This is a genomic window from Pallidibacillus thermolactis, assembly GCF_025660415.1.
Classification (GTDB): Bacteria; Bacillota; Bacilli; order Bacillales; family Caldibacillaceae; genus Pallidibacillus; species Pallidibacillus thermolactis.
Window position 1 is genome coordinate 1 of sequence record NZ_JAOUSE010000043.1, and the last position, 25667, is coordinate 25667.

Here is a 25667-nt window from a genome sequence, read left to right on the forward strand (position 1 = left end):
GTAATAAACATGGTTGGCCCATCATTTAGAATGAGGGAAACTGAGGAATGGATAAATTCAAGTACGGATAAAGTGGCTCAATTTTAAATTGCGAAATGGCTCACTTTTTACTTGCGAAATACATCCGTGTAAAGTGGGATTTATACGAAAAAGAAGCATTAGATCCATCAATTTTAGCACTTTTTATTACAGCAACGTTTGGGGGTATTGCTTCATTTTTACCATTATATACCGTACAAAAAGGTGTAGAAGGCATTCATTGGTATTTTATTATTTATGCTCTTTCTTTAATGGTGACAAGGTTATTTGCAGGTCAGTTATATGATCGAAAAGGTCATCGATTTGTGTTTTTACCGGGGGCAAGTTTAATTTTTATTGCCATGTTATTGTTGGCATGGATGGCAAACAGTGCTGTATTGTATTTAGCTGCTATTTGTTATGGCGTAGGATTTGGTACGGTTCAGCCTGCACTTCAGGCGTGGGCTGTTGAACGCTCACCAAAAAATAGACGTGGTATGGCTAATGCCACTTTTTTCTCCTTTTTTGATCTTGGAATTGGTTGTGGTGCTATTCTTTTCGGACAAATTGGTTATTGGATCGGTTATACAAGTATATATGTTACATCTGCATGTTCAGTTCTAATTACTGTTTTTTATTATTTTATGATTCTACGAAAAGAAAAAACTACATCTCGAAAATGAAAACTGAAAAACCAAAATTGTAAACACTTTCATAAAAAATCGTGAAAATGTTCATATTTTAGTCAAAACTAAATCGTTTTTCACGATCTTTTTTTGGTATATTTAAATTGTGAAATGTTTCACATGATATTTAAATCATAAATTTCCCGTCATTATGAACAATAATGATGAAGATATGAAATTTATATTTAGGAGGAATATACCTGATGCGTAATGGAGTAAATAAAATCGTATTAGTAGGATCAGGAGCAGTTGGTGCTAGTTACGCTTTTGCTTTATTAAATCAAGGAATTCCAGGAGAACTAGTCATTATTGATGTAAATAAGGATAAGGCGGAAGGAGATGCGATGGATTTAAATCATGGTCTTCCTTTTGCAGCATTTCATTTAAAGATTCGTTCCGGGGATTATTCTGAATGTAAGGATGCAGATATCGTTGTATTAACAGCAGGTGCACCGCAAAAACCTGGTGAAACTCGACTTGATCTAGCTGCTAAAAATACAGCAATATATAAAACGATCGTTGGCGAAATTATGGCTAATGGTTTTAATGGTATATTTATCGTTGCAGCAAACCCTGTTGATATTCTATCTTATGCAACTTGGAAATTTTCTGGTCTTCCTAAAGAACGCGTTATTGGTTCCGGGACAATTCTAGATACTGCACGCTTCCGTTATATGCTTGGTCATTATTTTAATATAGATACGAGAAATATTCATGCGTATATCATCGGGGAACACGGTGATTCAGAACTTCCAGTTTGGAGTAATTCTAGCATTGGAGTTGTTCCGATTAAAGAATGGATGGCAAATAATCCACAATATAAAAAAGAAGATTTAGATGATATATTTATCCACGTTCGTGATGCAGCTTATGAAATTATTGAGAAAAAAGGAGCTACCTATTACGGAATTGCCATGGGGCTTGTTCGATTGACAAAAGCCGTGTTAGGTGATGAGCATTCTGTATTGACTGTTTCTACTTATTTAGAAGGAGAATATGATCAGGAAGATGTATTTATCGGTGTCCCTGCAATAGTTAATCGTAACGGGATAAAATCCATTATTGAATTAAACCTTGATCATGAGGAAAAAGACAAGTTTAATAACTCCGCACAAACATTGAAGGATATATTAAAAGGATTAAAATTTTAACTCATAAAACGAACGATCCTGGGTTGTCCAAATAAGTCCAAAATAGTAGATATTAAATGAAAATGGCGATGAATGGAAAAAAGCAGGTGCAAGCCTTTTTGTCTAAAACGAATTCATCAAATTACATGAGCTTTCCTGAATCCACTGGTTCTTTCCGTCATTTAAATCTACTAGGTACTGACTTAATGGACAGCTCCAGGATTTTTTTTTTGAAAAAAGTTGAAATACAATATGAAAAAAATTTATATTAACGCAATAAATATTTTGTGATGTTACTCAATTGATGTTATACTTTATTTTAGTAACATTAACGGAGGTATTCTTCGTGGAATATGTCAATCCAATACGAGATATAGAAACGATCCAAAAAATGAAAAATGTCATTAGAAAACATTCATTAAGGGATTTACTATTTTTTGTCATAGGTATTAATACAGGAATAACACTTAATGACTTATTAAATTTAAAAGTTTCAGATGTTTGGGACGGAACAAAGATGTGTGAATACCTAAAGATTAAAGATCACAAAACAGGTGAAGTAAAAACTTATTATTTGAATAGTAAAGTGGAAGAAGTATTACTAGAATATCTTTCAAAAAATGAATGGAAAAGTGATGATTATCTCTTTAAATCGAAAAAAAATAATAATCAACCGATTACAAGGCAACAAGCCTATCGAATTATCAATAATGCTGCTAAAGAAGTAGGCATTTCTGAAAAAATTGGTACAACAACATTACGAAAAACTTTCGGATACCACGCTTATTATAAAGGTGTTGCAATATCCCTCATAAAATCGATCTTTAATCACAATTCAACTGCTGAGACTTTAAAGTACATCGGGATTGAAAAAAACGATGAATTACCGATAAAAGTAGATGTCAATTTATAAAAAAGGCTATCCAATGTAAATTAGATAGCCATCTAAAGATTACGATATATTTTATTCATTGTCTAAATCATTTAAACTCATTGCAGTACTCGCGTCAATATTTGTAAAATCAGTAACCAGACCATCACACACTTGGACTTGAAGAGTTTCTGCTCCTTTCATAAAACGGAAAAGTCCATTGTCAAAATCCGTTCCAATTTCTTTGAAGAAGATTCCTTCATATACAGAATCTTTCGTATGATTAAAACTCAATTTATAATGATTACCTTCCTTAATAAGATATGCACGTACTCCTTTTTCATATAAACCTTCATCATTGCGAATATATCGAGAAACAGAGATGATGTGTAAATCAACAAAAGGGATATCATGTAACAAATCATTGATTATAGAACCTTTTGTGATTTGTTGCCAGCGACTTTGTGCAGTTTGTCCAAGAATGATTTGAGTCACATTTTTTTTGCGAGCCACTTCTGCGATGACTTTAGAAACTGGTCGCTTTTCGTTATCTTTCATAATAAAATGGGCATCTTGATGTTCATCGGCAATTTTTTTCCATTGCTCAATGTAAAATACTTTTTCAGCATCTAGTTCATCGAATGGTTTTTCATCGACGGTTAAAATATATAATGGAGCCTTTAGCATTTTTGCAATATTGCAACCACGTTTGATAAGTCTTTCACCATTTGGTCCATAATAAACACAGACGAGGATACTTTCGTTATATATGTTAATCATAAAAATAATTCACCTCAGGCATAATAGTAAGGGTCTCAACTAAACTATGTAAGACTATATCGTATGTCACGTAAAGAGTCAATTCCATTATAAAATATACGTTTAAGAAAAAATAATCTTTTTTTGGAAAAAATATTTAGGAGGGCTGATTTTGCATTCGTTTTACATAATACTATTTTTACCATTTCTGTTTGCATTTATAGTCTCGTTTTTATTTAAATATATCAATAAACGGATTCATACAGGCTGGTTCGTTTTATTTGTACCATTAACCATCTTTCTCTTTTTGTTACAATATATACCTATTGTCGCAAAAGGTGAAACAATTGAATACAATCTTCCTTGGATTCCGTCGTTAAATATTAATATCTCCACACATATTGACGGCCTCGGTCTTCTGTTCGGATTACTCATTTCTGGTGTTGGAACCCTTGTAATCCTTTATTCCATTTACTATTTATCTAAGCTAAGGGAAGAGCTACATAAATTTTATATATATTTATTAATGTTTATGGGGGCAATGTTAGGTCTAGTCTTCTCTGACCATATATTTATTCTTTATGGATTTTGGGAATTAACAAGTATTTCTTCTTTCTTATTAATTGGCTATTGGTATGAACGGAAAAGTTCAAGGTATGGTGCCCTAAAATCGTTACTCATCACTGTTTTCGGTGGACTAGCGATGTTAGCAGGTTTTATAATGCTTATTTTAATGGCGGATACGTATAGTATTCGTGAAATGATTGGCAATGCTGCTTTCATTACGAACCATGATTTATTTATTCCTGCATTAATCCTTATATTAATTGGTGCCTTTACAAAATCGGCTCAATTTCCATTTAGTATATGGTTGCCGGATGCCATGGAAGCACCAACTCCAGTTAGTGCTTACCTTCATTCAGCGACAATGGTTAAAGCTGGGATTTATCTAGTCGCAAGACTTACACCTATTTTTGGTGGCAGTTCTATTTGGTTCTGGCTTGTAGCTGGTATTGGTATTATTACGTTATTGTATGGGTCATTTACTGCCGTAAGACAAACGGATTTAAAGGCTCTGCTTGCCTTTTCAACAATCAGTCAACTTGGACTCATTATGAGTCTATTAGGAATCGGATCATTAGCTGTTTATTTTGGACCAGGTGAAAGCGGAGCACTATACACAGTTGCCACTTTTGCCGCTCTTTTTCATTTATTTAATCATTCAACATTTAAAGGTAGCTTATTCATGGTTGTTGGAATCGTCGACCATGAAACTGGAACCCGTGATATTAGAAGGCTTGGTGGGTTAATGCATGTAATGCCAGTCACTTTTACCATTGCGGTAGTTGGCGGGTTCTCGATGGCCGGGCTTCCACCATTTAACGGATTTTTAAGTAAAGAGATGTTTTTTGCCAGTGTTAATGATGTGGCATCTGCTGGGATTTTTGGTTTGGAAAAATTGGGTATGTTATTTCCAATTATTGCATGGATTGCAAGTGTATTTACATTCGTTTATTGTATGATTTTAATATTTAAAACATTTACAGGCAAATTCCGCCCTGAAAAGTTAACTAAAAAAGTACATGAAGCACCTATCGGTATGCTGGTATCGCCGCTAATATTAGGAATAATTGTTGTGCTCGTTTTCTTTTTACCAAATGTTCTTGGTGAGTATATTCTGATCCCGGCATTAATCCCGGTGTTACCAATGATACCGATTCATCGAGATGATTTATATATTACAGCTTGGCATGGCTTAAATCCAGAATTATGGATGACTATTGGTGTTGTTGTGTTTGGAATTTTACTCTATAAGATCGTAAAAGGTTGGATAAAACTGTTTAATCATTATCCACAATGGTTAACGTTGAACCACTTTTATAATCGCGGATTAGCTGGTACAGAACAATTTTCAAAAAATATAACCAATACCTATATGACAGGTTCATTCCGACATTATTTAAAGTATATTTTTGTGTTTTTCGTGCTTGTACTAATGATTTCCTTTTTGTTTCTTTATGGATTTCAATTTAATTTTTCTAATCATGCACCGATTGGAATTTTTGATATGGCTGTTGTCATTGGTGTTGTTGCTGCTGCTTTTGTTGTGTTATTTACTAGTCATCGTATTACAGCCATTGTTGCATTAGGTGCAGTCGGTTATTTCATTTCTTTATTCTTTGTATTATTCCAGGCGCCTGATCTAGGACTGACGCAATTTGTAGTTGAAACAGTTACCACTGTTTTATTCTTACTTTGTTTTTATCACTTGCCGAAATTAAGAAAAAATATTGGAAAAATCTCGCTTAAATTATCCAATCTCATTATCTCCTTAGCGATGGGGGCTACAGTTACCATTCTGGCATTGGCTGCTTTTGGTCATAAAGTTTTTGAACCAATTACCTATTTCTTTGAAAATGCTTATGAATTAGCGGGAGCTAAAAATATTGTTAATGCCATATTAGTTGATTTTCGTGGTTTTGATACGATGTTAGAAATATCTGTATTAACGATTGCCGGTTTAGGAGTTTACATTTTAATTCGACAAAGTTCGAAAAGGAGGGAACAATCCAATGAAACCGAATGATGTCATTTTACAAAGTGTAACGAAAGTGGCTGTTGTAATCATTTTTACTTTTTCCATCTATTTATTTATGAATGGGCACCATAATCCAGGTGGCGGTTTTATTGGGGGATTAAGTACGGCAGCGGCCGTCGTCCTCCTATATCTTGCATTTGATATTGAAAAAGTACGAGAAAATATTCGAATCGATTTTAAAAAGCTGGCTGCTCTAGGTGTTTTAATCGCTGTTTGTACTGGTTTAGGTGGGGTTTTATTTGGCGAGGAATTTTTAACGCAAGCTTTCGGCTATAAGGAATTACCTATTTTCGGTAAAACCGAGTTAACGTCTGCCTTAATTTTCGATACTGGAGTCGCCTTGGCTGTTATTGGTACAGCAGTAAATATTATTTTAAGCATAAGTGAGGACAGGTAATATGGAAATAGTAATTGCAATTGTCATTGGTATTTTAGTGACCATAGGAACCTATTTGCTCTTATCAAGACAACTATTACGTATCGTTTTTGGGTCTTCACTTATTAGCCATGCTGTCAATTTACTGATCATTACTTCTGGAGGTTTAAAAAAAGGTAATGCCCCACTATTAGGAGAAGGGAAAATCGGTTTTACAGACGCTTTGCCACAAGCCTTAATTTTGACAGCAATTGTTATTAACTTTGCTGTAACAGCCTTTGTATTAGTATTAAGTTACCGTTCCTTTAAAGCTAATGGAACTGATGATATGGAAAAGTTAAGGGGAAATGAACATGAATAATTTATTAATTATGCCAGTCATCATTCCACTTATCGTTGGAATGGTACTGATCATATTTCATAAAAACATTGTTTTACAACGGGCGTTAAGTTTATTTGCACTTTTCTTAAGTGGATTTATCGCTTTCGTAATGATGAATCAAGTCCGTGAAAAGGGTATACAAACATTACAACTTGGCGGTTGGGAAGCACCATTTGGGATTAGTTTTGTTGGTGATATGTTTAGTGTTTTACTTGTGCTTACAACGTGTATTGTTTCGTCATGTTGTTTAATATTTGCCTTCCGGTCAATCGGTGAGAAAAATGAAAAATTATATTTTTATCCTTTATTTCTATTTTTGATCGTCGGTGTGAACGGTTCCTTTTTAACAGGTGATTTATTTAATCTATATGTATTTTTTGAAGTGTTTTTATTAGCATCCTATGTATTAATTACACTAGGCGGTGGGAAGAAACAGCTAAGAGAATCATTAAAATATGTTTTTATTAATATTGTTTCATCGGCGTTTTTCTTAATTGGTGTCGCCTACCTTTATTCCATTACGGGTACATTAAATCTAGCTCATCTATCATTTAGGATTGCCGAAGCAGGTCAAGATGGATTAATTACAACCATTGCGCTTTTATTTTTAATTGTTTTTAGTCTTAAGGCAGGTCTATTGTTATTCTTCTGGCTTCCGGGTTCATATAGTGTACCACCTACGGCCATTGCGGCTATATTTGCAGCGCTTCTGACGAAGGTTGGAATCTATTCAATCTTCCGTATGTTTACCCTTGTTTTTTATCACGAACCGCAAATTACACATCTTATGATAGGGATTCTTGCAGCCGTAACGATGCTTCTTGGTGCTGCTGGTGCAACTGGATACATGGATGTTCGAAAAATATTAACGTATAACGTGGTTATAAGTGTAGGATTTATTGTTGCAGGACTTGTTACAATGACAGAGGCTGGTATTACCGGTTCCATCTATTACTTAATTCATGACATGATTATTAAAGCACTCGTCTTTCTAATTGGAGGAACGATTATTCTAATTACTGGCACAAGTGATTTAAGGGAAATGAGCGGTTTAATCCGTAGGCACCCTCAACTTGGTTGGATATTTTTCATCGGAACACTATCGATGGTCGGCATTCCCCCGTTAAGTGGTTTTCTTGGAAAAGTTTTTATCACCCAAGGTACATTTGAGACTGGATATTACTGGTTAGGTGGTATAGGGTTACTGGCAAGTATATTTATTTTACTTTCCATGATTAAATTGTTTATGAATGCGTTTTGGGGTGAGACGATTTTATCAGAAGATGAAGAAAAGGGTTCGATAAGAGGATTGCTCTTTCCAATTGCATTACTATTGGTCGTAAGTTTAGCTCTAGGGATAGGTGCAGAAGGGATCCAAGCTTATATTGCTCAAGCAACAGAACAGTTGTTAAACCCTAGTCTATATATTGAAGCGGTATTGAAGTAGGGGGTGATAAGGTGGCCTATCAAGTTTTAGTAAATATTTTTATCGCCTATTTATGGATGTTTTTACAAGATGATATGACATTTTTAAATTTCTTAAGCGGTTATTTCGTTGGTTTATTTATTTTATTATGTATGCGGCGGTTTTTTAAACAGTCTTTTTATATGTTTACCTTTATAGCGATCTTTAAGTTATTTTTAATATTTATTTGGGAGCTAATTACGTCTGCTATATTTGTTTTAAAACATGTTATTCGCCCCAAAGTGAATGTTCGGCCGGCTATATTTAAGGTTGAAACAGATCTTCGAAGTGATTTAGAAATTACGTTATTATCCTTATTGATCTGTTTAACCCCTGGGTCGGTTGTTATGGATGTCACTCCAGATCATAAAATCTTATATGTACATGCTCTACATATGCCAGAATCAAAAGAATCAGTTATGAAATCAAAGGCTTTGTTTGAAAAGGCGATAAAGGATGTGACGAGAAGATAATGTTTAAATCAATTCTTTTTATATCGTTATGTATATTAGCGTTAACCATATTACTTAATTTATATCGAGTCATAAAAGGGCCGACGAGTTCTGATCGCATTCAAGCGTTGGATTCAATTGGGATAAATATAATTGCCGGTATCGGTATTTTTTCTATTTTGTTTCACACGCGTGCATTTTTTGACTTAATGTTGTTAATCGGTATCCTTTCGTTTATTGGAACGATTGCCTTTGCTCGTTTTATTGAAAGGAGTGTTGTAATTGAACGGAATCGCTGAGATTATTACAGCATTCTTTATTTTAGTCGGAACGACAATAAGTTTGCTTGCAGCAATTGGCCTTGTACGGTTACCTGATGTATATACGAGATCCCATGCAGCATCAAAAAGTTCTACTTTAGGCGTCTTGTGTGTGTTAATCGGAACTTTATTGTATTTCTTGATTTCTGACGGTTATTTTAGTATTCGTTTAATCCTCGGTATCTTTTTCGTGTTTTTAACAGCACCTGTGGCAGCCCATGTTATTTGCCGAGCAGCATATCGAAACCAAGCACCTGTGGCAGATACAATGGTTGAAGATGAGTTAAAGGAGTACTATGAATTAAATCCTGAATATAAAAAGAAAAGTATTGTAGTCGAAGAAACTGTACAAGTTGATGAATAAATAGAATTAACTGAAAAAGGGTTTTCAACGTTATATTCTTGTTTTGAAAACTCTTTTTTTATTTATCTTAATAGTGTTCTAAACGTGGGTCATACAGGTTTTACAGGTTTGGTATCATCTTGAAATTATTTTCTCCCTTGTCTTTGCTTAGTCTTGTGTCGATGAGATGCTATTTTCAAAAAGGATTCTTCCCGAAAAAGTTGAATAGTTATAATATACTAAAAAATGGGGAGAGATGAATATGAACCTGATTCAATTTGAAAAAACAGAGAATATAGCAATCATTACATTGAATCGCCCGGACTCCTTAAATGCCTTTAGTTATGACTTATTATTAAAGTTAGGAGAAGTATTAGATGATATACGTTTTGATAAAAATATTCGAGCTGTAATTTTTATAGGAGCTGGAGAACGGGCTTTTAGTGCAGGTGCAGACTTAAAGGAACGGAAGGATATGCCAGATGATCAAGTAAGACGAGTTGTACATACCATACGCTCTGTATTTCAAAAAATTGCGGATTTACCACAACCGACGATTGCTGCCGTGAATGGTTATGCACTAGGTGGGGGCATGGAATTAATGTTAGCTTGTGACTTTAGGATCGCAAAGGAAGAAGCAGTGATGGGGCTACCTGAGACAAGCATGGCCATTATTCCTGGAGCCGGTGGAACACAGCGACTTCCACGTTTGATAGGTGAGATGAGAGCAAAAGAATTAATTTTTACAGGTAGAAGAATTAATGCACAGGAAGCGTATGATTTAGGCTTATTATTAAAAGTAGTTGCAAGTGACAAGTTGCTGGATGAAGCTATTCGTTTGGCAAAACAAATTGTAAAGAATGGACCAATTGCATTACAACAGGCAAAATATGCAATTAATCAAGGGATGCAAGTTGATTTACAAACTGGTCTTGAAATAGAAGGAAAAGCATATGAGGTTACTATTCCAACGAAAGATCGGATTGAAGCGTTGAATGCCTTTGCAGAAAAACGAACACCAAAATTTTTAGGAGAATAAAATATAGATTTCTTCTAAGGACTATTAAGACTAGAAATATCTTTTTTCTAAAACAACATACATGGTAATTCATAGGTTGGGATTGTAACGCTGTTTCTATAACAGCTACATCATTGCTGTTGTGGATAAGCAAATAAATAGAAGACTCCAACAAATGCCCATGCCAAAAGGGTTTCCTTCGCATACAAAGTAATATAAAGCAAGGATATGTACACATAAATAAAAGTTACAGATTTATAAATGTGTCCAATTCTTTGCTTAGTACAGTGCGAAGGAGGTAGCCTAAATGATTGATCGGAGAAGTGTTCCATATGGTGACAGAAGACTATTTTTTGGACCCGGACCTTTTATTGGAGGCTTACTGGGAGGTTTCTTAGGCAGTGCTATTTTCGGTCCGAGACCATTCTATCCACCATATCCGATATACCCGCCTTTTTATGGGCCGTATTATGGACGCCCCCCTTACTTTTGGTAAAGTAAAGGTTTATAAATAGTCCTCTGTCCTTTTTTTATTGAATACACTTGTAGATAAAGTATGTAAGCACCTCGTCTAAGCAAAATTTCCCTGTCAAATAGGCAGTAGTTTAATCAAGGCTTTAGTTCCCTGTTCAAAGAACTAAAGCCATTTTATCTTTTGATATTTTCTTATCAATCGAAGAAAAAACTTATTCACGTTTTGGGACAATAGCCATTGTACATCTTGAAACACAAATTAATTTCCCATTCTCATCTTTAATTTTTATTTCCCAAATTTGTGTTGTTCGACCTCGGTGCAGTACTTGACCTTCAGCAGTGACAATTCCGTCTCGTTTGGAGCGGACGTGATTGGCATTTATCTCAAGGCCAAAGGTATTTTCAGTTTCTTGGTCAATAAGTTGAAAGGCTCCGAAACTTGCAACGGTTTCAGCTAATGCAACAGATGCTCCTCCATGTAAATATCCGAAAGGTTGTCTTGTTCTTTCATCAACAGGCATTGTAGCTTTAACGTATCCTTCTTCTAAAGTAATAATTTCAATTCCTAGTGCTTCTATTAATGTATTAGGAACCATATTTTCAACTCCTCGAATGGACTTTTTATATAAATATATTATTCTACTGATTATTTATTTTTCCTTTTATCCTATGTAAATTGGTTATCTTGAAGATGTAAAAAAGAGTACGAGATAAACTTTGTTTCGTACTCTTTTTTCGTGTTTTTAAGTTTTATATTTATCATTTTAATGGGAAGTACTAAAACCTTTATGCTCTTTCTTATTATGTTCGTGTTTAACGGACCAGGTAAGTAATAAGAAAGCGATAAATAAAATTGCACTTGTGACATAAAACACAGAAGAAATACCAATAAAACCTGAAATAAAACCACCTAATGTTGGTCCTAGGACATTTCCTAAAAATCGGAAGCTCACATTATATCCGTTTACTTCGCCCTGGATCTCCACTGGTGCTACTTGTCTGATAAAAGCTGTCATGCATGGAATAATTCCACCGATGGCCATCCCGAATAAGAATCGTAATAATATTAGTTGCCATAAGGAAGTTACTAATGCTTGCGGAATAAAGACAATGGCTCCACCAATGAGAAGCATCAACATGACTTTTTCATAACCGATTCGGTCACCAAGTCTCCCCCATTTTCTTGTGGCAATTAAATTACCGAAGCCAGTTGCGGAAAACGTAATACCAGCAAATAAAGCAGCATTATTTGTATCAGCTAATAAATTGACGTATACGGCAAGGAGGGGCTGGATGGACATAACGGCCACTTGAGTTAGTAAGGAAATTATCATAACAGAGAGTAACACTTTATTGTGTATAATTAAACCAAATACTTCTTTGCTAGAATATTGATGTTGTTTTTCTTTCTGTTCCTTAGCTACTTTCTTTTCCTTAACGCCAAAAATAACAAATAGAGCGGCTATAAATATTGTAAAAGATGTATATATGAACGTAAATTTAAATCCAACTAAATCAGCTAAAAAACCACCAATTAATGGACCGAATAGTGTACCTGTCACACCTCCGGTTTGTAAGATTCCAAGTACTTCACCTACTTGATTTTTTGGTGTTTGCTTGGAAATCATGGCAAGAGATAGAGGGATAAATCCTGTTACAATTCCCATAAAGAAACGTAAGAAAAATAATTCATATACTGAGTTCATTAATCCCATTAAAAAAAGGCTGGCAGAAATCCCAAACCCTGTGAGTAGTAAAACTGGTTTAAATCCATATCGATCTCCAATCCGTCCCCAAATTGGAGAAAAGATAAAGGCAGTTAAAAATGTAATACCAAAAATCAAACCTGCCCATTGTGTTACATATTCCGTGCTATACTCTCCCATTGAATCTATGTAGAGAGATAAAAACGGCATAATCATGGTTAAACTGGAAGAAACTAAAAAGTTTGCAATCCACATGATTATCAAGTTTCGTTTATCGGAACTGATAGTATCACCTTCTAAAAAATATTTCGCATCACTAAATATTATAACTCCTTTGTCAGAATAAATAAACCGTTTCGAAACACGAAATATTTGCGTATATCATGAAAAATGACGGATAAAAAGGAAGAAGGGAACGTTTTTAGCCATTCCCTTCATTTTTCTTATTATTGCTTGCTATAATAATAGCGATCGTAATCTTTATCGAGCTCTTCTAAACAACGTAAACTTTTTTGAGCAAATCCCGAATCGTCCTGCTCAAGTTCATTTTTTAATTTTTCGAAGGCTTCTTTTAACGATGTTGTATAATCTGGAATTTCTCCTTCATACGGTTTCACCATATTTTTTAGCACATTTGTTTGTTCTCGATAGGCTAAAGCTTTTCGTTCATGGAAAAAAGGAACATCAGCTTCTTTCGGATGGTGGAGGTCGCCTTGCATCGGGTGTTTGACGACAGCTAATATTTTTACTAAATAATGTTTCTCTTTAATACCAGTTACTTCACCAATATATGTTCCTGTTTTTTTATGTGCTTTTACGATTGTACCAAGGGCAAGTTCTTCCATGTTATTTTCCTCCTTTTTACATATCACTATCTTCATTATCTCCTTTTATCCATGTTTTTCCAAAATAAAAGCTTAAAGTGTTAGACAATGGTGTACTAGCTCTGCAAGTTTTTCACCCAATGTCATTGAATTTTATGGTGCTAAACATGAAGAATTTGTCCCGAAACTTCTAATTCATTATATAGAATAATATTTTGTTATAGGGTATCCTCCTTTTTAAGGGTATCTTTTTTTTAAAGATACATGATTTTACAAACGAAAAAGTTGTTTATCAAACTTGTTTAAGTTAACATACATAAGGAAAGTAAATTAAAGAAAGCAATCTAATGACAAAAGATTTACATACATATTTGGATTGCAAATTAAACATAGGAGTGGAAAAGATGAGTGAGCAATTATACCCGCAATTTACTAATGAAGTTCTGAAAGGTGAAATTGTTGCTGAGATGGTAACAAATTACGGAACGATCAAGCTTAAACTGTTTCCAGAGTTCGCACCGAAAACCGTTGAAAATTTCGTAACCCATGCAAAAAATGGGTATTATGAAGGTGTTATTTTCCACCGAGTTATTAAAGATTTCATGATTCAAGGTGGCGATCCTACTGGTACTGGAATGGGTGGTGAAAGTATTTATGGAAGTTCGTTTGAAGATGAATTCACCCCACGTTTATTCAACTTCCGTGGAGCTTTAAGTATGGCAAATGCGGGTCCGAACACAAACGGTAGCCAATTTTTTATTGTACAAAAGAAAGATTTTGATCCAGGGTTAGAAGAGCAAATGAAACAGGCGAATTTCCCTGATGAAGTCATCGAACATTACAAAGCAAAAGGTGGAACACCTTGGTTAGACTATCGACATACGGTATTTGGTCATGTAATTGAAGGTATGGATGTTGTTGATAAAATTGCTGAAGTACAAACCGGAATGGCAGATAAGCCGGTTGAAGATATTGTTATAGAAAAAATTACTGTAAGTGAATAACTTTTCGACCCAAAGGTATTTTAGCCTTTGGGTTTTTTAGTAAAAAAATATGAGTAGATGTCGAAGTGTTATTTATAAAAACCCTTTGTAAATGAATAATATAATTTCGTGCACAATTATAGCTAAGTTGATATAATGAGATATAAACATATAGAATTTTTAATTATTTCTGTCGGTAAAGGGGCGTTCATAATGACTTCTTTGATTGTAGGAATGCTCTATTTATATTTTCCGGAAGATAAGTCAGAGTATATCCCTGCCTTCATATCTTTTTTATTGTTTATGATTATTTGTATCTTAACTTATCGATTTTTTGTTAAACTTTCAAGAAGAGAAGAGAACAAGGCAAAAGAGCTAGAGAAAAAGTTAAAAATACATGACAAAATAAATTATGACAAAGATGAGCGCACCGATTTAAAATAAGGTAGCGTTCTTTTTTTACATAATGATAAGTAAAGGGGACTTGGTATGACGTATATTTTAGTAGGGCCACGAATTGGTTTACGAGAACTGGTTGAATCAGACTGGAGTGCTATTCATGATTACGCATCAAAACCGATTGTTACGAAGTATCAACCTTGGGGACCTAATACAAAAGAGGATACGAAAGCTTATGTGCAAGAAGTTCTAAAAGATGCAGCACACGATCCTCGTACAAGATTTGTTTTTGCCATTATTCAATTAGAAGAAGAGAGGTTAATCGGTGCTGTTGAAATAAACATTCGTGATCACTTTAATTTAGAAGGTGAGATAGGTTATATTATTCATCCCGAGTATTGGGGGCAGGGATATGCAACGGAAGCAGCCTCATTAATATTGGATTTTGGATTTGCAAATTTAAGATTGCACCGTGTATTTGCAACTTGTGATCCAAATAATATTGCTTCTTCAAAGGTTTTAGAGAAAATCGGTATGTATAAAGAAGGCATATTGCGAGAGCATATGCGGTTGAGAAGTGGTGGATGGCGTGATTCTAGCTTATACAGCATTCTGGAAAGAGAGTGGATTTTAAGAATTCATAATGCTTTACAGCTTGATTAAAGTTTTCTTTGAAATGGGGATTACTTTATGAATAAATTGGTTTAAAAAGAAGCGGGAATTAGCGGACAATCAATGGAAAAGAAGAAAAATATCCATGACTACGTTTCTCAAGGACAAAACGCGCACAAAATGAAGAGGAAATGTCCATGAGAGTAGCCCTCGAAGACATTTAGGCAAGAAAAAAGAGAACTGTCCACGAGAAGCGCTCTCGAGGACAAAACATGTTAAAAATGAAATTCAATGACCAAATGAAAAAGATTTTGGGTTAAACCATGGAATAAATCGTACAGCGGATCCAAAACTATGGAAAGATATAATACTACACAAAGGACAGATGTTCTGTCTTTCATCCTTTTATAGATCCAACTATTATGTAAATGCCCGTTTTAACCGTTTTAATCCATCTTGAAGGGTTTTGTAGGTACAGCCTATATTCATTCGAACGAATCCAGCACCTTCTGTACCGTATTTTACGCCTGGCTCTAGTCCTAACTTACCGCGATGGATCAATCGTTCTTTTATTTCATCATCGCTTAAACCTAATTTCCGGCAGTCAATCCAAACTAAATACGTGCCTTCTGGTGCAACAACATTCAACTCTGGTATTTCTTCACGGATAAATTGAATTAATGCATCTCGATTTTTTTGCAGATACGGTAGTAATGCTTCGAGCCATTCTTCACCGTATTTATAAGCTGCTTCCATTGCTACATTTCCAAAAATATTCAAACCGTGGAACCCAATTGTTCCTTGGACTGTTCTCACTTTCTCCCGTATTTCAGAACTAGGTATAATCATAACGGATGCTTGTAAGCCAGGGATATTAAACGTTTTACTTGGAGCAATACATGTTATCGAGTTGTTTTCCCAGTAACGATTTAAGCTTGCCATTGGTGTATGTACATTTGGTTCGTAGATGATATCAGCATGAATTTCATCGGACACTATATAAACACCATACCGTTCACAAAGTTCCCCCATTTTTTCAAGCTCTTTCCTCGTCCAAACGCGTCCAACTGGATTATGAGGGCTGCATAAAATGAACAGTTTAACGCCGCTTTTTAGTTTATCTTCAAAATCATTAAAATCAATTTCATATTTATCATTCTTCAAAACAAGTGGATTTTTTACTATTTTACGTCCATTATTTTCAATCATTGAGTAAAACGGATAATAGACTGGTGTTTGAATGAGTACCTTGTCTCCCTTTTCTGTCAAAGCTTGAATGGCAAAAGCGATCGATGTTACAACGCCTGAACTTGGGATAAGCCACTCTTCTTTAATGTCCCATTTATAACGTCTTTTGACCCAATGTTTGACAACTGTATTTATCTCAGAAGAAGGAACGCCGTAACCAAAAATACCATGTTCTACACGTTTCATCAATGCTTCTTTGATTTGGTAAGGAGAGGCAAAATCCATATCTGCCACCCACATTGGTAAAATATCTTCGGTTCCGTAAATCATTTTTATACCATTCCACTTTACTGAATCAGTGTTTAAACGATTGATCTGTTCATCAAAATCAAACATTATTCCGATTCCCCCCTCTAGATTTACATTTATAAAAAAAAGATTGTTAAAAAGTTGATTAATGTATAATGGAGCAAACAAAAATCTTTTTTATTTTAACATAGGATGCACTCCCACTTAAAAATTAACCATCAATAAACTTTTGAATTAGTCGACAAGTTTCTTCTGGTCTTTCTTCTGGCGTTAAATGTCCTGTTTTATCTAAAACAATTAAATTAGAATTCGGCAAGTCAATATTAAGTTGTTTCCCCACTTGTAAAGGAACAATTTGATCTTCTTTTCCCCAAACCAATAAACAAGGTGTTTGGATTTTATTTAAATCTTTTTTACTTAGATCTCCTTCCCGGTCACGGCTAAATTTTGCCAAGGCGTGAAAAATGGCGTCATCTTCAATATAGGGCTCTAAATATCCTTGAATCATGTCTTCTGTAATTTGATTTTTATCGTAAACCACTTTTTTAAGATTTCCTTCAACACCGCCGGATTCAATAAGTTTTTTCTTTACAAATTTATGGGCAAAGGGTAAATAGCTTAAGAAGATTAAAGATTTCCGTACTTGTTGCAAATAGCCGGAACTAGCAAATAAAATGATTTTGTCAAAAATTTCCGGTTGTTGCAGGGCCATATATAATCCAATTTGGCCACCCATGGAATGACCCACTAGGCTGACCTTATTCAACTTTAATTTTTTTATTAATTGGATAAAGGTTGCAGCAATATTTTCATAGGAAAAAGTAAATTTTAAATCTTTTCCGCTTTTGCCGAAGGGTGGAATGTCGACAGCAATAATTTGATATTGATTCATTAGTTTAGGAATGATATATCGGAAACTGAAACTGGAGGCTAAAAATCCATGAATGAGAAAAAGGGTTTCCTTAGCATTTGCATTTTGATAATACTCATAATATAAATCAATACCATTTATCTTTGTTACATGGGAATAGTGTTGGCGATTAAGGGTGTGGAGTTTCTTGGCTGTAGTTGCCATCTAGTAAACCTCCTTGTATATGTTATGTGTATTTAATTTATGTATTTTTCTTTAACAATAAACAAGTTTATAAAGAAACACAAAAAAATTGGACAAGCTAAGAAAGCTTGTCCAATTCAAAAGGGGGGATTACTAGAAAGCCTTACAATTATAATGTTTCCCAAAAATTACAAAAATATACCTATCACAATTAAGGAGAATTGAAAAGGTAACTATTTAATATTTGTTTGGGGCAAATTCACTTTGGATTATGGTTTTACGGGGCTAATTCTTTCGGGAATCATCTTTATAACTAATATATAACATTTCATCCCTCCTTTAAGCTTTAAAAAAGAAGGATTATAGTATGGTAAAACAAATATAAGCATTACGTCAAAATTTATAATATTCCTAAAAGACTTTACCGAGCGTTTTGTAATTGGGCGGATAGTGTGATAAAATATCTTAATGCAATAGATATATAGGAGTGTTTTCATGAATGACCAAATTGAAGTGGGAAATATTGTAAAGGGAAAAGTGACCGGTATACAACCTTATGGTGCATTTGTTTCATTAAGCGAAGACAGACAGGGGCTTGTGCATATTTCAGAAATAACGAACGGATTTGTCAGAGATATTCAAGATTATGTAAATGTTGGTGATGAAGTCTCTGTAAAAGTATTATCCATTGACGAAGAAAGTGGAAAAATTAGTTTATCTTTAAAAGCAGTTACAGAACCGGACGGATACAAAAAAGAACAGAATAAAAATCATTTAGAGGAATTATTAAATTCATCGGGTCGCGGTTTTAATTCTCTTAAAGAGAAATTAGTGGAATGGATAGAAGAGTCTAAAAATAATCAATTAATGCAGAAAAAATAACCTATCATGAAAAGGATCCTTTAAGCATTTTAGCTAAGGGATCTTTTTTTTATAGCGATTTCGCTTAATAGTCTAAAAATAGATTGTATTTTGAACAATAATCTTTCTTTCTTTTTGTCATCTCATGTAAAATAAGGATAAAGGTTGATGAAAAAGGGGGATGTTTCTATGCCAATAAAAGTAAAATCAGAAAAAATTATTGAAGTAACAGAAAAATATGGTGCACGGAATTATCATCCATTACCAATTGTCGTATCTATAGCAGAAGGTGTGTGGGTTGAAGACCCAGAAGGTAATAAATATATGGATATGCTAAGTGCCTATTCTGCTGTAAACCAAGGACATCGCCATCCGAAAATAATTGAAGCATTAATAAAACAAGCGCAAAAAGTAACGTTAACATCACGGGCCTTTCATAATGATCAGTTAGGTCCATGGTATAAAAAAGTATCAGAGATTACGGGAAAAAATATGGTTCTTCCGATGAATACAGGTGCTGAAGCAGTTGAAACAGCTGTAAAAGCAGCACGACGCTGGGGCTATGATGTAAAAGGTATTCCTGAAGAAGAAGCAGAAATTATTGCTTGTGAAGGGAATTTCCATGGAAGAACGATGTTGGCTGTTTCGTTATCTTCAGAAGCAGAATATAAACGTGGCTTTGGACCGATGTTACCAGGAATTAAATTAATTCCATATGGTGATATTGAAGCATTAAAGCAAGCGATTACAAAAAATACAGCAGCTTTTCTTGTCGAACCTATCCAAGGAGAAGCCGGCATTCGAATTCCAAAGGAAGGATTTTTAAAAGAAGCTTATGAGTTATGCCGCGAAAACAATGTATTATTTATGGCTGATGAAATTCAATCCGGTTTAGGGCGGAGCGGAAAAATGTTTGCTTGTGACTGGGAAGATGTAACACCAGATGTATATATATTAGGAAAAGCGCTTGGTGGTGGCGTGATGCCGATATCGTGTGTTGCTGCAAACAATGATGTATTAGGGGTCTTTAATCCAGGATCACATGGTTCTACCTTTGGTGGGAACCCGTTAGCTTGTGCGGTATCCCTTGCTGCCCTTGATGTGATTATTGAAGAAAATTTAGTTGACAAATCCCTTGAACTTGGTGAATATTTCATAGAGAAGCTAAAAACATTAGATAATCCGAAAATAAAAGAAGTTCGTGGAAAAGGATTATTTATCGGTGTCGAGTTATATGAACCTGCAAGAGGCTATTGTGAACAACTAAAAGAGTTAGGGCTTCTTTGTAAAGAAACTCACGAAAACGTGATACGCTTTGCTCCGCCACTTATTATTACAAAAGAAGAATTGGATTGGGCCTTTGAACGAATTAAAAAGGTGTTTAAACAATAGATAAGGAAGTATAATATGAAAATTTTAGTAGTAGAAGATGATCAAACAATTGCAGTTGGTTTGGAATACTCACTACAACAAGAAAACTTCGCAGTTGAAATTTGTCACGATAAAAGTTCCGCACAAAAAGCAATTGAAAACCGAATAAACGAATACGATTTATGTATATTCGATTTATCGCTCCCAGATGGGTCTGGATATGAATTATGCCAGCTTGTAAAAAGTAAAAAAGATATTCCGGTCATCTTTTTAACGGTAATGGACGATGAAGTGAATGTCGTCATGGGTTTAGATATGGGAGCGGATGATTATATTACGAAACCGTTTCGTATACGGGAGCTCATTTCACGTATCCGGACAGTCCTCCGGAGATATAATAAAAATGTGCAATCAAGTCCAGTCATACAGTTGCAAGATATTCAGATAAACGTTTTAGAAGGAAAAGTTTACAAAAAAGATATGGAAGTTTTGTTAACAGCATTAGAATACCGTTTATTGCTCATTTTTGCTAAACATAAAGGGCAAGTCCTCTCGCGTTCCCAATTATTAGAACAGATTTGGGATGTGGCTGGAGATTTTGTCAATGATAATACACTAACGGTATATATTAAAAGGTTACGAGAAAAATTAGAAGATCATCCACAACAACCGAAAATTATAAAAACGGTGCGTGGAATTGGGTATAAGGTCGGTGATTAATATGTTGCGTAACCGAGAAATAAAATGGTACATCATCGTGGTGTGCATGATTAGTATGGCAGCCGTTATTGGTGCTGCCTATTTTTCTGTATTTTTATCCTTACTGTTACTTGTATTATTTGTTTTGTTTATATGTGCCAATCTTTGGTTAACTCGATATCGCTATCAAGAAATCGAAAAGTTATCAGCATATTTACGAAAAATCGCTAGTGGTGATTATACTCTAGATGTAAGGGAAAATTATGAGGGTGAATTAAGTATTTTAAAAAATGAAATTTACAAAGTGACATTAAAATTATCTGAACAACGCCACCTTCTTGAAAAGGATAAAGCGCAATTGACAGAAGCAATTTCTGATATCTCACATCAGTTAAAAACACCCATTACATCGATGACCGTTATGGTTGACCTACTTGCAAACCCAAATTTACCAGAAGTGAAAAGAGAACAGTTTATACAAAAATTACTTCGTCAATTGGAAAGAATGGATTGGCTAGTGTCATCACTATTAAAATTGGCAAAAATCGATGCGGGTACAGCTAATTTTAAAAAAGAACGGGTTTCTGTATCACATTTAGTGAAATTAGCGACAGAACCTTTGATCATCCCGATGGATATTAAAAATCAGACACTTGAAATAAAAGGAAATCAAAATTCAAGCTTTATTGGCGATTTGAATTGGACCGTTGAAGCGATTGTAAATATCTTAAAAAATTGTATTGAACATACGCCAAAAGGAGGAACGATTACTATTCAATTTGAAGAAAACTCGCTTTATACATTCATTATCATTCAAGATAACGGTCAAGGAATTGCTCGTGATGATTTACCTCATATTTTCAAACGATTTTATAAAGGAAAAAATGCCGAAAGTGAAAGCGTAGGTATCGGACTTGCTATGGCCCATAGTATTATAAAAAACCAAATGGGGACCCTCGAAGTGAATAGTGTAGAAGGTGAAGGAACACGTTTTATTATTAAATTTTTTAAACAAGTCATATAATATTATCCCCCTTTAATTAGAAAGGAAACTAATTTAGGGGGAGATGTTAACTTCGATTGATCCTCCATATTTTCTCCGCTTGTACATTCCTCAAGTGACGAAATTGTCACTTAAAAGTCACTTGAAAGTCATTTCCATCACTTATAGTAAAATCAGAACTTAAAACTGGAGGAATAATTATGGAGATTTTAAAGGTTGAAAATTTAACAAAGGTGTATGGAAAGGGAGAAACTGCTGTAAAGGCTTTAGATAATGTGTCGTTTTCAGTCAAGAAAGGTGAATTTATTGCCATTATCGGTCCTTCCGGTTCTGGGAAATCGACTTTATTACATTTAATTGGTGGAGTAGACATACCGACTAGTGGGAAGGTATTTATCGATGGTACAGATATTTATCGTTTAAATGAGACACAACTTGCAATTTTTCGACGCAGACAAATCGGTCTAATTTATCAATTTTATAATTTAATACCTGTCCTTACGGTTGAAGAAAACATAACTTTACCTCTCCTTTTAGATGGGCATAAAGTTGATGAGGATCATTTTTCAAAAATCGTGAAGGTACTAGGATTAGAAAACCGATTGGAACATCTACCAAATCAATTATCCGGCGGGCAACAACAACGGGTTTCCATCGGACGGGCATTAATGAATAACCCGGCGATTATGCTTGCCGATGAACCGACAGGAAATTTGGACAGTAAAAACAGTAGTGAAATTATTGATCTATTAAAATTATTTAACAAGCAATATAATCAAACATTAATTGTCATTACCCATGATGAACGAATTGCGTTACAAGCCGATCGTATTATTTCAATTGAAGATGGTCGTATTAAAAAGGATGAGGTGATCCGCTCATGAATATTGTTAACAAATTAACACTGCGGATGTTAAAAGAAAATAAACGTAGAACTCTAGTGACGATTATTGGCGTCATAATATCGGTTGCTATGGTTACAGCAGTTACGACGTTGTTCGCCTCATTTATGAATCTTTTACAAAAAGAAGCCGTGGCAGATAATGGGAATTGGCATGTTTTATATAAAAATGTAACAAAAGAACAGCTGTATGAGATAAAAAATGATGAAGAAACCGATACAGTCTTTATATCAAGGGATGTTGGTTATGCAGAATTAGAAAGGGGACAAAATCCTAGTAAACCGTATTTACATGTAAAAGAATTTGATTCTACCGCATTTGAACAATTTTCTATTGAATTGATTGAGGGGAGATTACCAAAAACACCAAATGAAGTGGTTATTTCTCAACAAATAATAGATGATGGCGGAGTTCCATTAGAAATTGGTCAAACAATCACACTTCAAGTAGGCGATCGTTATTATAAGGTCGATGACGATGAGGGGATTACGAATAACTCCTTTTCACTCGTATATAATGGGGATGAACTTGCGGAAACCATTATAAATACGGTTGAGAAAGAGTATAAAATTGTGGGAATCATTAATGCACCGAATTGGGAACACTCCTTTTCTCCAGCATATACGGTACTTTCTAGTACTCATGAAGCTTTCATTGGTGCAAATGAGCAGGTGAATGCTTCAGTTCTTGTAAAAAAATTGAATCGCAGTATCTTTAACCATAGTAATCAATTAGCAGAAAATTTTGGAATAGAGGAAGTAATATTTAATGATGAATTATTACGTTACCATGGTATCGTAGAAGGTGATAATTTAAATCGTACGTTTATTTCATTAGTAACCATTATTATTGCAATTATTGTTGTTGGTTCTGTCTCCTTAATTAATAACGCTTTTGCCATTTCTGTCTCTGAACGTTCCCGCTATTTAGGGATGTTGGCCAGTGTTGGGGCAACCAAACGACAAAAACGAAATTCGGTTTATTTTGAAGGGGTTATGATCGGTCTTATAAGCATCCCTCTTGGTTTAATCGCGGGGATTGGTGGAATCGCGATTACCTTAAGTTTGCTTAATGGAATTTTACAAAACGTTCTAAATCTTAGAACAGAATTAACCGTAGTTGTAACACCAATGTCAATAATTTTAACAATTATAATTTCAATGTTGACCATTTTTATATCTGTATTTATACCAGCACTTCGGGCCTCACGAATTTCAGCAATTGATGCCATACGTCAAACAAAGGACATTAAACTTTCTAGAAAGAAAGTGAAAACGTCTAAACTTGTGCGGAAAATTTTTGGGATTGAAGCTGAAATCGGCTTAAAAAACTTAAAACGAAACAAAAAGCGATATAATGCAACAATTTTTTCTTTGGTTATTAGTATTGTATTATTTTTAACCATTTCGTACTTTACGAATAGTTTACAAAAAGCCGCCGAGATGTCTAACTTTAATCCGGAATATGACATTTCAGTAAGTTTCGATCAAAATTTTGAACAAATAGATCAGGATGTTATTGAAAATATTCGCTCATTTGAGGATGTTACAGATATGAACATCATTTACTATTTTGGAAGCATTGAAGGATATGTAGACAAGTCCAAATTATCGAGTTCACTGAAAGAACGATCAAAGGATTTCCCTGATATGTTGGAAGATGGGAAATATCTCTACAATATTGATGTGAATGTTTTAGAGGATGAAGATTTAAAGTCATACGTTGAACAAATTTCTGTTGATTTTAATCCATTGATAAATTCTGATCACCCAACGGCTATCCTTTTTAATAAAAACCATTTTTACGATATGGAAAAGGAAAAATATGTTGAAGAAGAAGCTGTTAATTTAGATATAGGAGATAAGATTGCACTACAATATAATGACTGGGTCACAGAAAAAAGATATCAGTTGGCAGAAGAAGTGGAAATTATTGCAGAAGAGACAGAACAATTACCACTCGGTATATATAACTCAACGAACCCTGGTCAGTTTATTTTAATTATGTCAAAAAGTAGTATCGAAAAATTAGTTGGAGACATTGATATCGAAACTGGAACAAGTGAAATGTATATCAAGAGTTCCGATCCAATGAAAACAGTTGAAGACCTTGAAAATATCGGAATCAATAAAGATTCCATCTATAATGTTTATGAAAGTAAAAAAAATGACGAACAATTTTTATTTGTCTTAGGTGTGTTTGTTTATGGCTTTATTACGCTGATTACGTTAATTACTGTATCAAATATATTCAATACAATATCCACAAGCATTGCCCTCAGAAAGCGGGAGTTTGGTATGCTTAAATCCGTTGGTATGACACCAAAAGGGTTTAATAAGATGATTCATTATGAAAGTATTTTCTATGGAATTAAATCTTTATTATACGGTCTGCCAATCAGTGTTATAGTGATGTTCCTTATTTATAAAGCAACAGAATTTTCTTATGAGTATGAATTTTATTTACCTTGGAAAAGTATTGGAATTGTAATTGTTGCAGTATTTTTGATTGTCGGCATTGTCATGCTGTATTCAAGTTCAAAAGTGAAAAAAGAAAATATTATTGATGCACTTAAACAAGAGAATATTTAGAATTTCTGTTAATAAAAATAAGCCTACCTATATAATAGGAGCCTACCTATATAATAGGTAGGCTCAGCTTGTAGACAAAGTCCCTAACTAGTGGCCAAATCTACAGGTTTTTTTGTATAATAGGGATAGAATTCTTGGTTAACGGGGGGAATTTAGGATGTTATCGAAGCGTACAGACAATAATCGAAATCAATTGGAAATGGTGGCTCTTGATCAATTGGTTCCAGAAGATCATTTGGTAAGGAAGATTGAACAAGCCATAGACTTTGATT

26 protein-coding genes and 1 pseudogene are annotated in these 25667 nt (G+C 34.4%); 21 read left to right on the plus strand and 6 right to left on the minus strand.

Annotation, left to right across the window (positions count from 1 at the left end):
* Positions 1-131: 131 nt before the first annotated feature.
* The 3 genes and pseudogenes from OEV82_RS12225 to OEV82_RS12235 form a co-directional block, all read left to right on the plus strand.
* A pseudogene (locus OEV82_RS12225) lies at positions 132-701 on the plus strand (MFS transporter); the annotation flags it as partial.
* Between the two features lie 206 nt (positions 702-907).
* A complete protein-coding gene (locus OEV82_RS12230; protein WP_263062045.1) occupies positions 908-1855 on the plus strand; it encodes an L-lactate dehydrogenase in 948 nt (315 codons plus the stop codon).
* Positions 1856-2180: 325 nt separating this feature from the next.
* Positions 2181-2747: a tyrosine-type recombinase/integrase gene (locus tag OEV82_RS12235; RefSeq protein WP_263062046.1), complete on the plus strand. Its 567-nt coding sequence runs from the start codon at positions 2181-2183 to the stop codon at positions 2745-2747.
* A gap of 51 nt (positions 2748-2798) precedes the next feature.
* Here OEV82_RS12235 and OEV82_RS12240 read toward each other — a convergent pair whose 3' ends face one another.
* Positions 2799-3485: a universal stress protein gene (locus OEV82_RS12240; protein WP_263062047.1), complete on the minus strand. Its 687-nt coding sequence runs from the start codon at positions 3483-3485 to the stop codon at positions 2799-2801.
* A gap of 151 nt (positions 3486-3636) precedes the next feature.
* Here OEV82_RS12240 and OEV82_RS12245 point away from each other — a divergent pair, with 151 nt between their 5' ends.
* The 9 genes from OEV82_RS12245 (at position 3637) to OEV82_RS12285 (ending at position 10915) form a co-directional block, all read left to right on the plus strand.
* On the plus strand, positions 3637-6051 hold the full coding sequence (locus OEV82_RS12245; RefSeq protein ID WP_263062048.1) for a Na+/H+ antiporter subunit A: 2415 nt from the start codon (positions 3637-3639) through the stop codon (positions 6049-6051).
* Positions 6038-6460, plus strand: a complete 423-nt coding sequence (locus tag OEV82_RS12250; protein ID WP_173659694.1) for a Na(+)/H(+) antiporter subunit B — start codon at positions 6038-6040, stop codon at positions 6458-6460. The genes OEV82_RS12245 and OEV82_RS12250 overlap by 14 nt, the downstream gene beginning before the upstream one ends.
* Position 6461: 1 nt before the next feature.
* Positions 6462-6800 carry a Na(+)/H(+) antiporter subunit C gene (locus tag OEV82_RS12255; protein ID WP_173659696.1) on the plus strand — a complete coding sequence of 113 codons (339 nt, stop codon included), beginning with the start codon at positions 6462-6464 and terminating at the stop codon, positions 6798-6800.
* Complete coding sequence (locus tag OEV82_RS12260; protein ID WP_173659698.1) at positions 6793-8268, plus strand: Na+/H+ antiporter subunit D; 1476 nt, start codon at positions 6793-6795, stop codon at positions 8266-8268. The genes OEV82_RS12255 and OEV82_RS12260 overlap by 8 nt, the downstream gene beginning before the upstream one ends.
* A gap of 11 nt (positions 8269-8279) precedes the next feature.
* Positions 8280-8759, plus strand: coding sequence for a Na+/H+ antiporter subunit E (locus tag OEV82_RS12265; protein WP_173659700.1), 480 nt, complete (start codon positions 8280-8282; stop codon positions 8757-8759).
* Positions 8759-9037 (plus strand): Na(+)/H(+) antiporter subunit F1, encoded by a 279-nt coding sequence (locus OEV82_RS12270; RefSeq protein ID WP_263062049.1) that lies wholly within the window; start codon positions 8759-8761, stop codon positions 9035-9037. The genes OEV82_RS12265 and OEV82_RS12270 overlap by 1 nt, the downstream gene beginning before the upstream one ends.
* Entirely contained in the window at positions 9021-9422 is a 402-nt protein-coding gene (mnhG, locus tag OEV82_RS12275) for a monovalent cation/H(+) antiporter subunit G (protein WP_173659704.1), read from the plus strand. Before OEV82_RS12270 ends, mnhG begins: the two co-directional genes overlap by 17 nt.
* A gap of 241 nt (positions 9423-9663) precedes the next feature.
* Entirely contained in the window at positions 9664-10440 is a 777-nt protein-coding gene (locus OEV82_RS12280; RefSeq protein ID WP_263062050.1) for an enoyl-CoA hydratase, read from the plus strand.
* A gap of 286 nt (positions 10441-10726) precedes the next feature.
* Positions 10727-10915: a hypothetical protein gene (locus OEV82_RS12285; protein ID WP_173659708.1), complete on the plus strand. Its 189-nt coding sequence runs from the start codon at positions 10727-10729 to the stop codon at positions 10913-10915.
* 190 nt (positions 10916-11105) lie between these two features.
* Here the strand turns inward: OEV82_RS12285 and OEV82_RS12290 are convergent, their stop codons facing one another.
* From OEV82_RS12290 to OEV82_RS12300, 3 genes are all read right to left on the minus strand, one after another.
* Positions 11106-11489: a hotdog fold thioesterase gene (locus OEV82_RS12290; protein WP_173659710.1), complete on the minus strand. Its 384-nt coding sequence runs from the start codon at positions 11487-11489 to the stop codon at positions 11106-11108.
* A 168-nt stretch (positions 11490-11657) separates the two neighbouring features.
* Positions 11658-12854: an MFS transporter gene (locus OEV82_RS12295; protein WP_317634317.1), complete on the minus strand. Its 1197-nt coding sequence runs from the start codon at positions 12852-12854 to the stop codon at positions 11658-11660.
* A gap of 191 nt (positions 12855-13045) precedes the next feature.
* Positions 13046-13444 (minus strand): kinase-associated lipoprotein B, encoded by a 399-nt coding sequence (locus OEV82_RS12300; protein WP_263062051.1) that lies wholly within the window; start codon positions 13442-13444, stop codon positions 13046-13048.
* A gap of 383 nt (positions 13445-13827) precedes the next feature.
* On the opposite strand from OEV82_RS12300, the gene OEV82_RS12305 reads away from it, so the two are divergent.
* The 3 genes from OEV82_RS12305 (at position 13828) to OEV82_RS12315 (ending at position 15468) form a co-directional block, all read left to right on the plus strand.
* Positions 13828-14427 (plus strand): peptidylprolyl isomerase, encoded by a 600-nt coding sequence (locus tag OEV82_RS12305; protein ID WP_263062053.1) that lies wholly within the window; start codon positions 13828-13830, stop codon positions 14425-14427.
* Between the two features lie 192 nt (positions 14428-14619).
* The gene (locus OEV82_RS12310; RefSeq protein WP_173659716.1) at positions 14620-14850 is read left to right on the plus strand and encodes a hypothetical protein; all 231 of its coding nucleotides are present in this window, start codon (positions 14620-14622) and stop codon (positions 14848-14850) included.
* Between the two features lie 45 nt (positions 14851-14895).
* Positions 14896-15468, plus strand: a complete 573-nt coding sequence (locus OEV82_RS12315) for a GNAT family N-acetyltransferase (protein ID WP_263062055.1) — start codon at positions 14896-14898, stop codon at positions 15466-15468.
* Positions 15469-15837: 369 nt separating this feature from the next.
* On the opposite strand, the gene OEV82_RS12320 is transcribed toward OEV82_RS12315, so the two are convergent.
* Together OEV82_RS12320 and OEV82_RS12325 are read right to left on the minus strand one after the other, a co-directional pair.
* Entirely contained in the window at positions 15838-17001 is a 1164-nt protein-coding gene (locus OEV82_RS12320) for a MalY/PatB family protein (protein ID WP_173659720.1), read from the minus strand.
* Positions 17002-17125: 124 nt separating this feature from the next.
* On the minus strand, positions 17126-17989 hold the full coding sequence (locus tag OEV82_RS12325) for an alpha/beta fold hydrolase (RefSeq protein ID WP_263062056.1): 864 nt from the start codon (positions 17987-17989) through the stop codon (positions 17126-17128).
* A 474-nt stretch (positions 17990-18463) separates the two neighbouring features.
* Between OEV82_RS12325 and yugI the strand changes: the two genes are divergently transcribed.
* From yugI to OEV82_RS12355, 6 genes are all read left to right on the plus strand, one after another.
* The gene (gene yugI, locus OEV82_RS12330; protein WP_263062058.1) at positions 18464-18850 is read left to right on the plus strand and encodes a S1 domain-containing post-transcriptional regulator GSP13; all 387 of its coding nucleotides are present in this window, start codon (positions 18464-18466) and stop codon (positions 18848-18850) included.
* 168 nt (positions 18851-19018) lie between these two features.
* The gene (locus tag OEV82_RS12335; RefSeq protein WP_263062060.1) at positions 19019-20221 is read left to right on the plus strand and encodes an ornithine--oxo-acid transaminase; all 1203 of its coding nucleotides are present in this window, start codon (positions 19019-19021) and stop codon (positions 20219-20221) included.
* A gap of 15 nt (positions 20222-20236) precedes the next feature.
* On the plus strand, positions 20237-20920 hold the full coding sequence (locus tag OEV82_RS12340; RefSeq protein ID WP_173658061.1) for a response regulator transcription factor: 684 nt from the start codon (positions 20237-20239) through the stop codon (positions 20918-20920).
* A 1-nt stretch (position 20921) separates the two neighbouring features.
* Positions 20922-21923, plus strand: a complete 1002-nt coding sequence (locus OEV82_RS12345; protein ID WP_173658062.1) for a sensor histidine kinase — start codon at positions 20922-20924, stop codon at positions 21921-21923.
* A 179-nt stretch (positions 21924-22102) separates the two neighbouring features.
* The gene (locus tag OEV82_RS12350; protein ID WP_263062061.1) at positions 22103-22786 is read left to right on the plus strand and encodes an ABC transporter ATP-binding protein; all 684 of its coding nucleotides are present in this window, start codon (positions 22103-22105) and stop codon (positions 22784-22786) included.
* A complete protein-coding gene (locus OEV82_RS12355) occupies positions 22783-25395 on the plus strand; it encodes an ABC transporter permease (RefSeq protein ID WP_263062062.1) in 2613 nt (870 codons plus the stop codon). The genes OEV82_RS12350 and OEV82_RS12355 overlap by 4 nt, the downstream gene beginning before the upstream one ends.
* The last annotated feature ends 272 nt before the right edge of the window (positions 25396-25667 follow it).

Coding starts and splice junctions, on each gene's coding strand:
- yugI (WP_263062058.1), top strand. CDS start 18,464: ATGAATGACCAAATTGAAGTGGGAAATATTGTAAAGGGAAAAGTGACC.
- OEV82_RS12290 (WP_173659710.1), bottom strand. CDS start 11,489: ATGGTTCCTAATACATTAATAGAAGCACTAGGAATTGAAATTATTACT.
- OEV82_RS12300 (WP_263062051.1), bottom strand. CDS start 13,444: ATGGAAGAACTTGCCCTTGGTACAATCGTAAAAGCACATAAAAAAACA.
- OEV82_RS12315 (WP_263062055.1), top strand. CDS start 14,896: ATGACGTATATTTTAGTAGGGCCACGAATTGGTTTACGAGAACTGGTT.
- OEV82_RS12305 (WP_263062053.1), top strand. CDS start 13,828: ATGAGTGAGCAATTATACCCGCAATTTACTAATGAAGTTCTGAAAGGT.
- OEV82_RS12355 (WP_263062062.1), top strand. CDS start 22,783: ATGAATATTGTTAACAAATTAACACTGCGGATGTTAAAAGAAAATAAA.
- OEV82_RS12350 (WP_263062061.1), top strand. CDS start 22,103: ATGGAGATTTTAAAGGTTGAAAATTTAACAAAGGTGTATGGAAAGGGA.
- OEV82_RS12295 (WP_317634317.1), bottom strand. CDS start 12,854: ATGTGGATTGCAAACTTTTTAGTTTCTTCCAGTTTAACCATGATTATG.
- OEV82_RS12320 (WP_173659720.1), bottom strand. CDS start 17,001: ATGTTTGATTTTGATGAACAGATCAATCGTTTAAACACTGATTCAGTA.
- OEV82_RS12240 (WP_263062047.1), bottom strand. CDS start 3,485: ATGATTAACATATATAACGAAAGTATCCTCGTCTGTGTTTATTATGGA.
- OEV82_RS12260 (WP_173659698.1), top strand. CDS start 6,793: ATGAATAATTTATTAATTATGCCAGTCATCATTCCACTTATCGTTGGA.
- OEV82_RS12285 (WP_173659708.1), top strand. CDS start 10,727: ATGATTGATCGGAGAAGTGTTCCATATGGTGACAGAAGACTATTTTTT.
- OEV82_RS12310 (WP_173659716.1), top strand. CDS start 14,620: ATGACTTCTTTGATTGTAGGAATGCTCTATTTATATTTTCCGGAAGAT.
- OEV82_RS12230 (WP_263062045.1), top strand. CDS start 908: ATGCGTAATGGAGTAAATAAAATCGTATTAGTAGGATCAGGAGCAGTT.
- OEV82_RS12345 (WP_173658062.1), top strand. CDS start 20,922: ATGTTGCGTAACCGAGAAATAAAATGGTACATCATCGTGGTGTGCATG.
- OEV82_RS12340 (WP_173658061.1), top strand. CDS start 20,237: ATGAAAATTTTAGTAGTAGAAGATGATCAAACAATTGCAGTTGGTTTG.
- OEV82_RS12250 (WP_173659694.1), top strand. CDS start 6,038: ATGAAACCGAATGATGTCATTTTACAAAGTGTAACGAAAGTGGCTGTT.
- OEV82_RS12280 (WP_263062050.1), top strand. CDS start 9,664: ATGAACCTGATTCAATTTGAAAAAACAGAGAATATAGCAATCATTACA.
- OEV82_RS12325 (WP_263062056.1), bottom strand. CDS start 17,989: ATGGCAACTACAGCCAAGAAACTCCACACCCTTAATCGCCAACACTAT.
- OEV82_RS12255 (WP_173659696.1), top strand. CDS start 6,462: ATGGAAATAGTAATTGCAATTGTCATTGGTATTTTAGTGACCATAGGA.
- OEV82_RS12335 (WP_263062060.1), top strand. CDS start 19,019: ATGCCAATAAAAGTAAAATCAGAAAAAATTATTGAAGTAACAGAAAAA.
- OEV82_RS12270 (WP_263062049.1), top strand. CDS start 8,759: ATGTTTAAATCAATTCTTTTTATATCGTTATGTATATTAGCGTTAACC.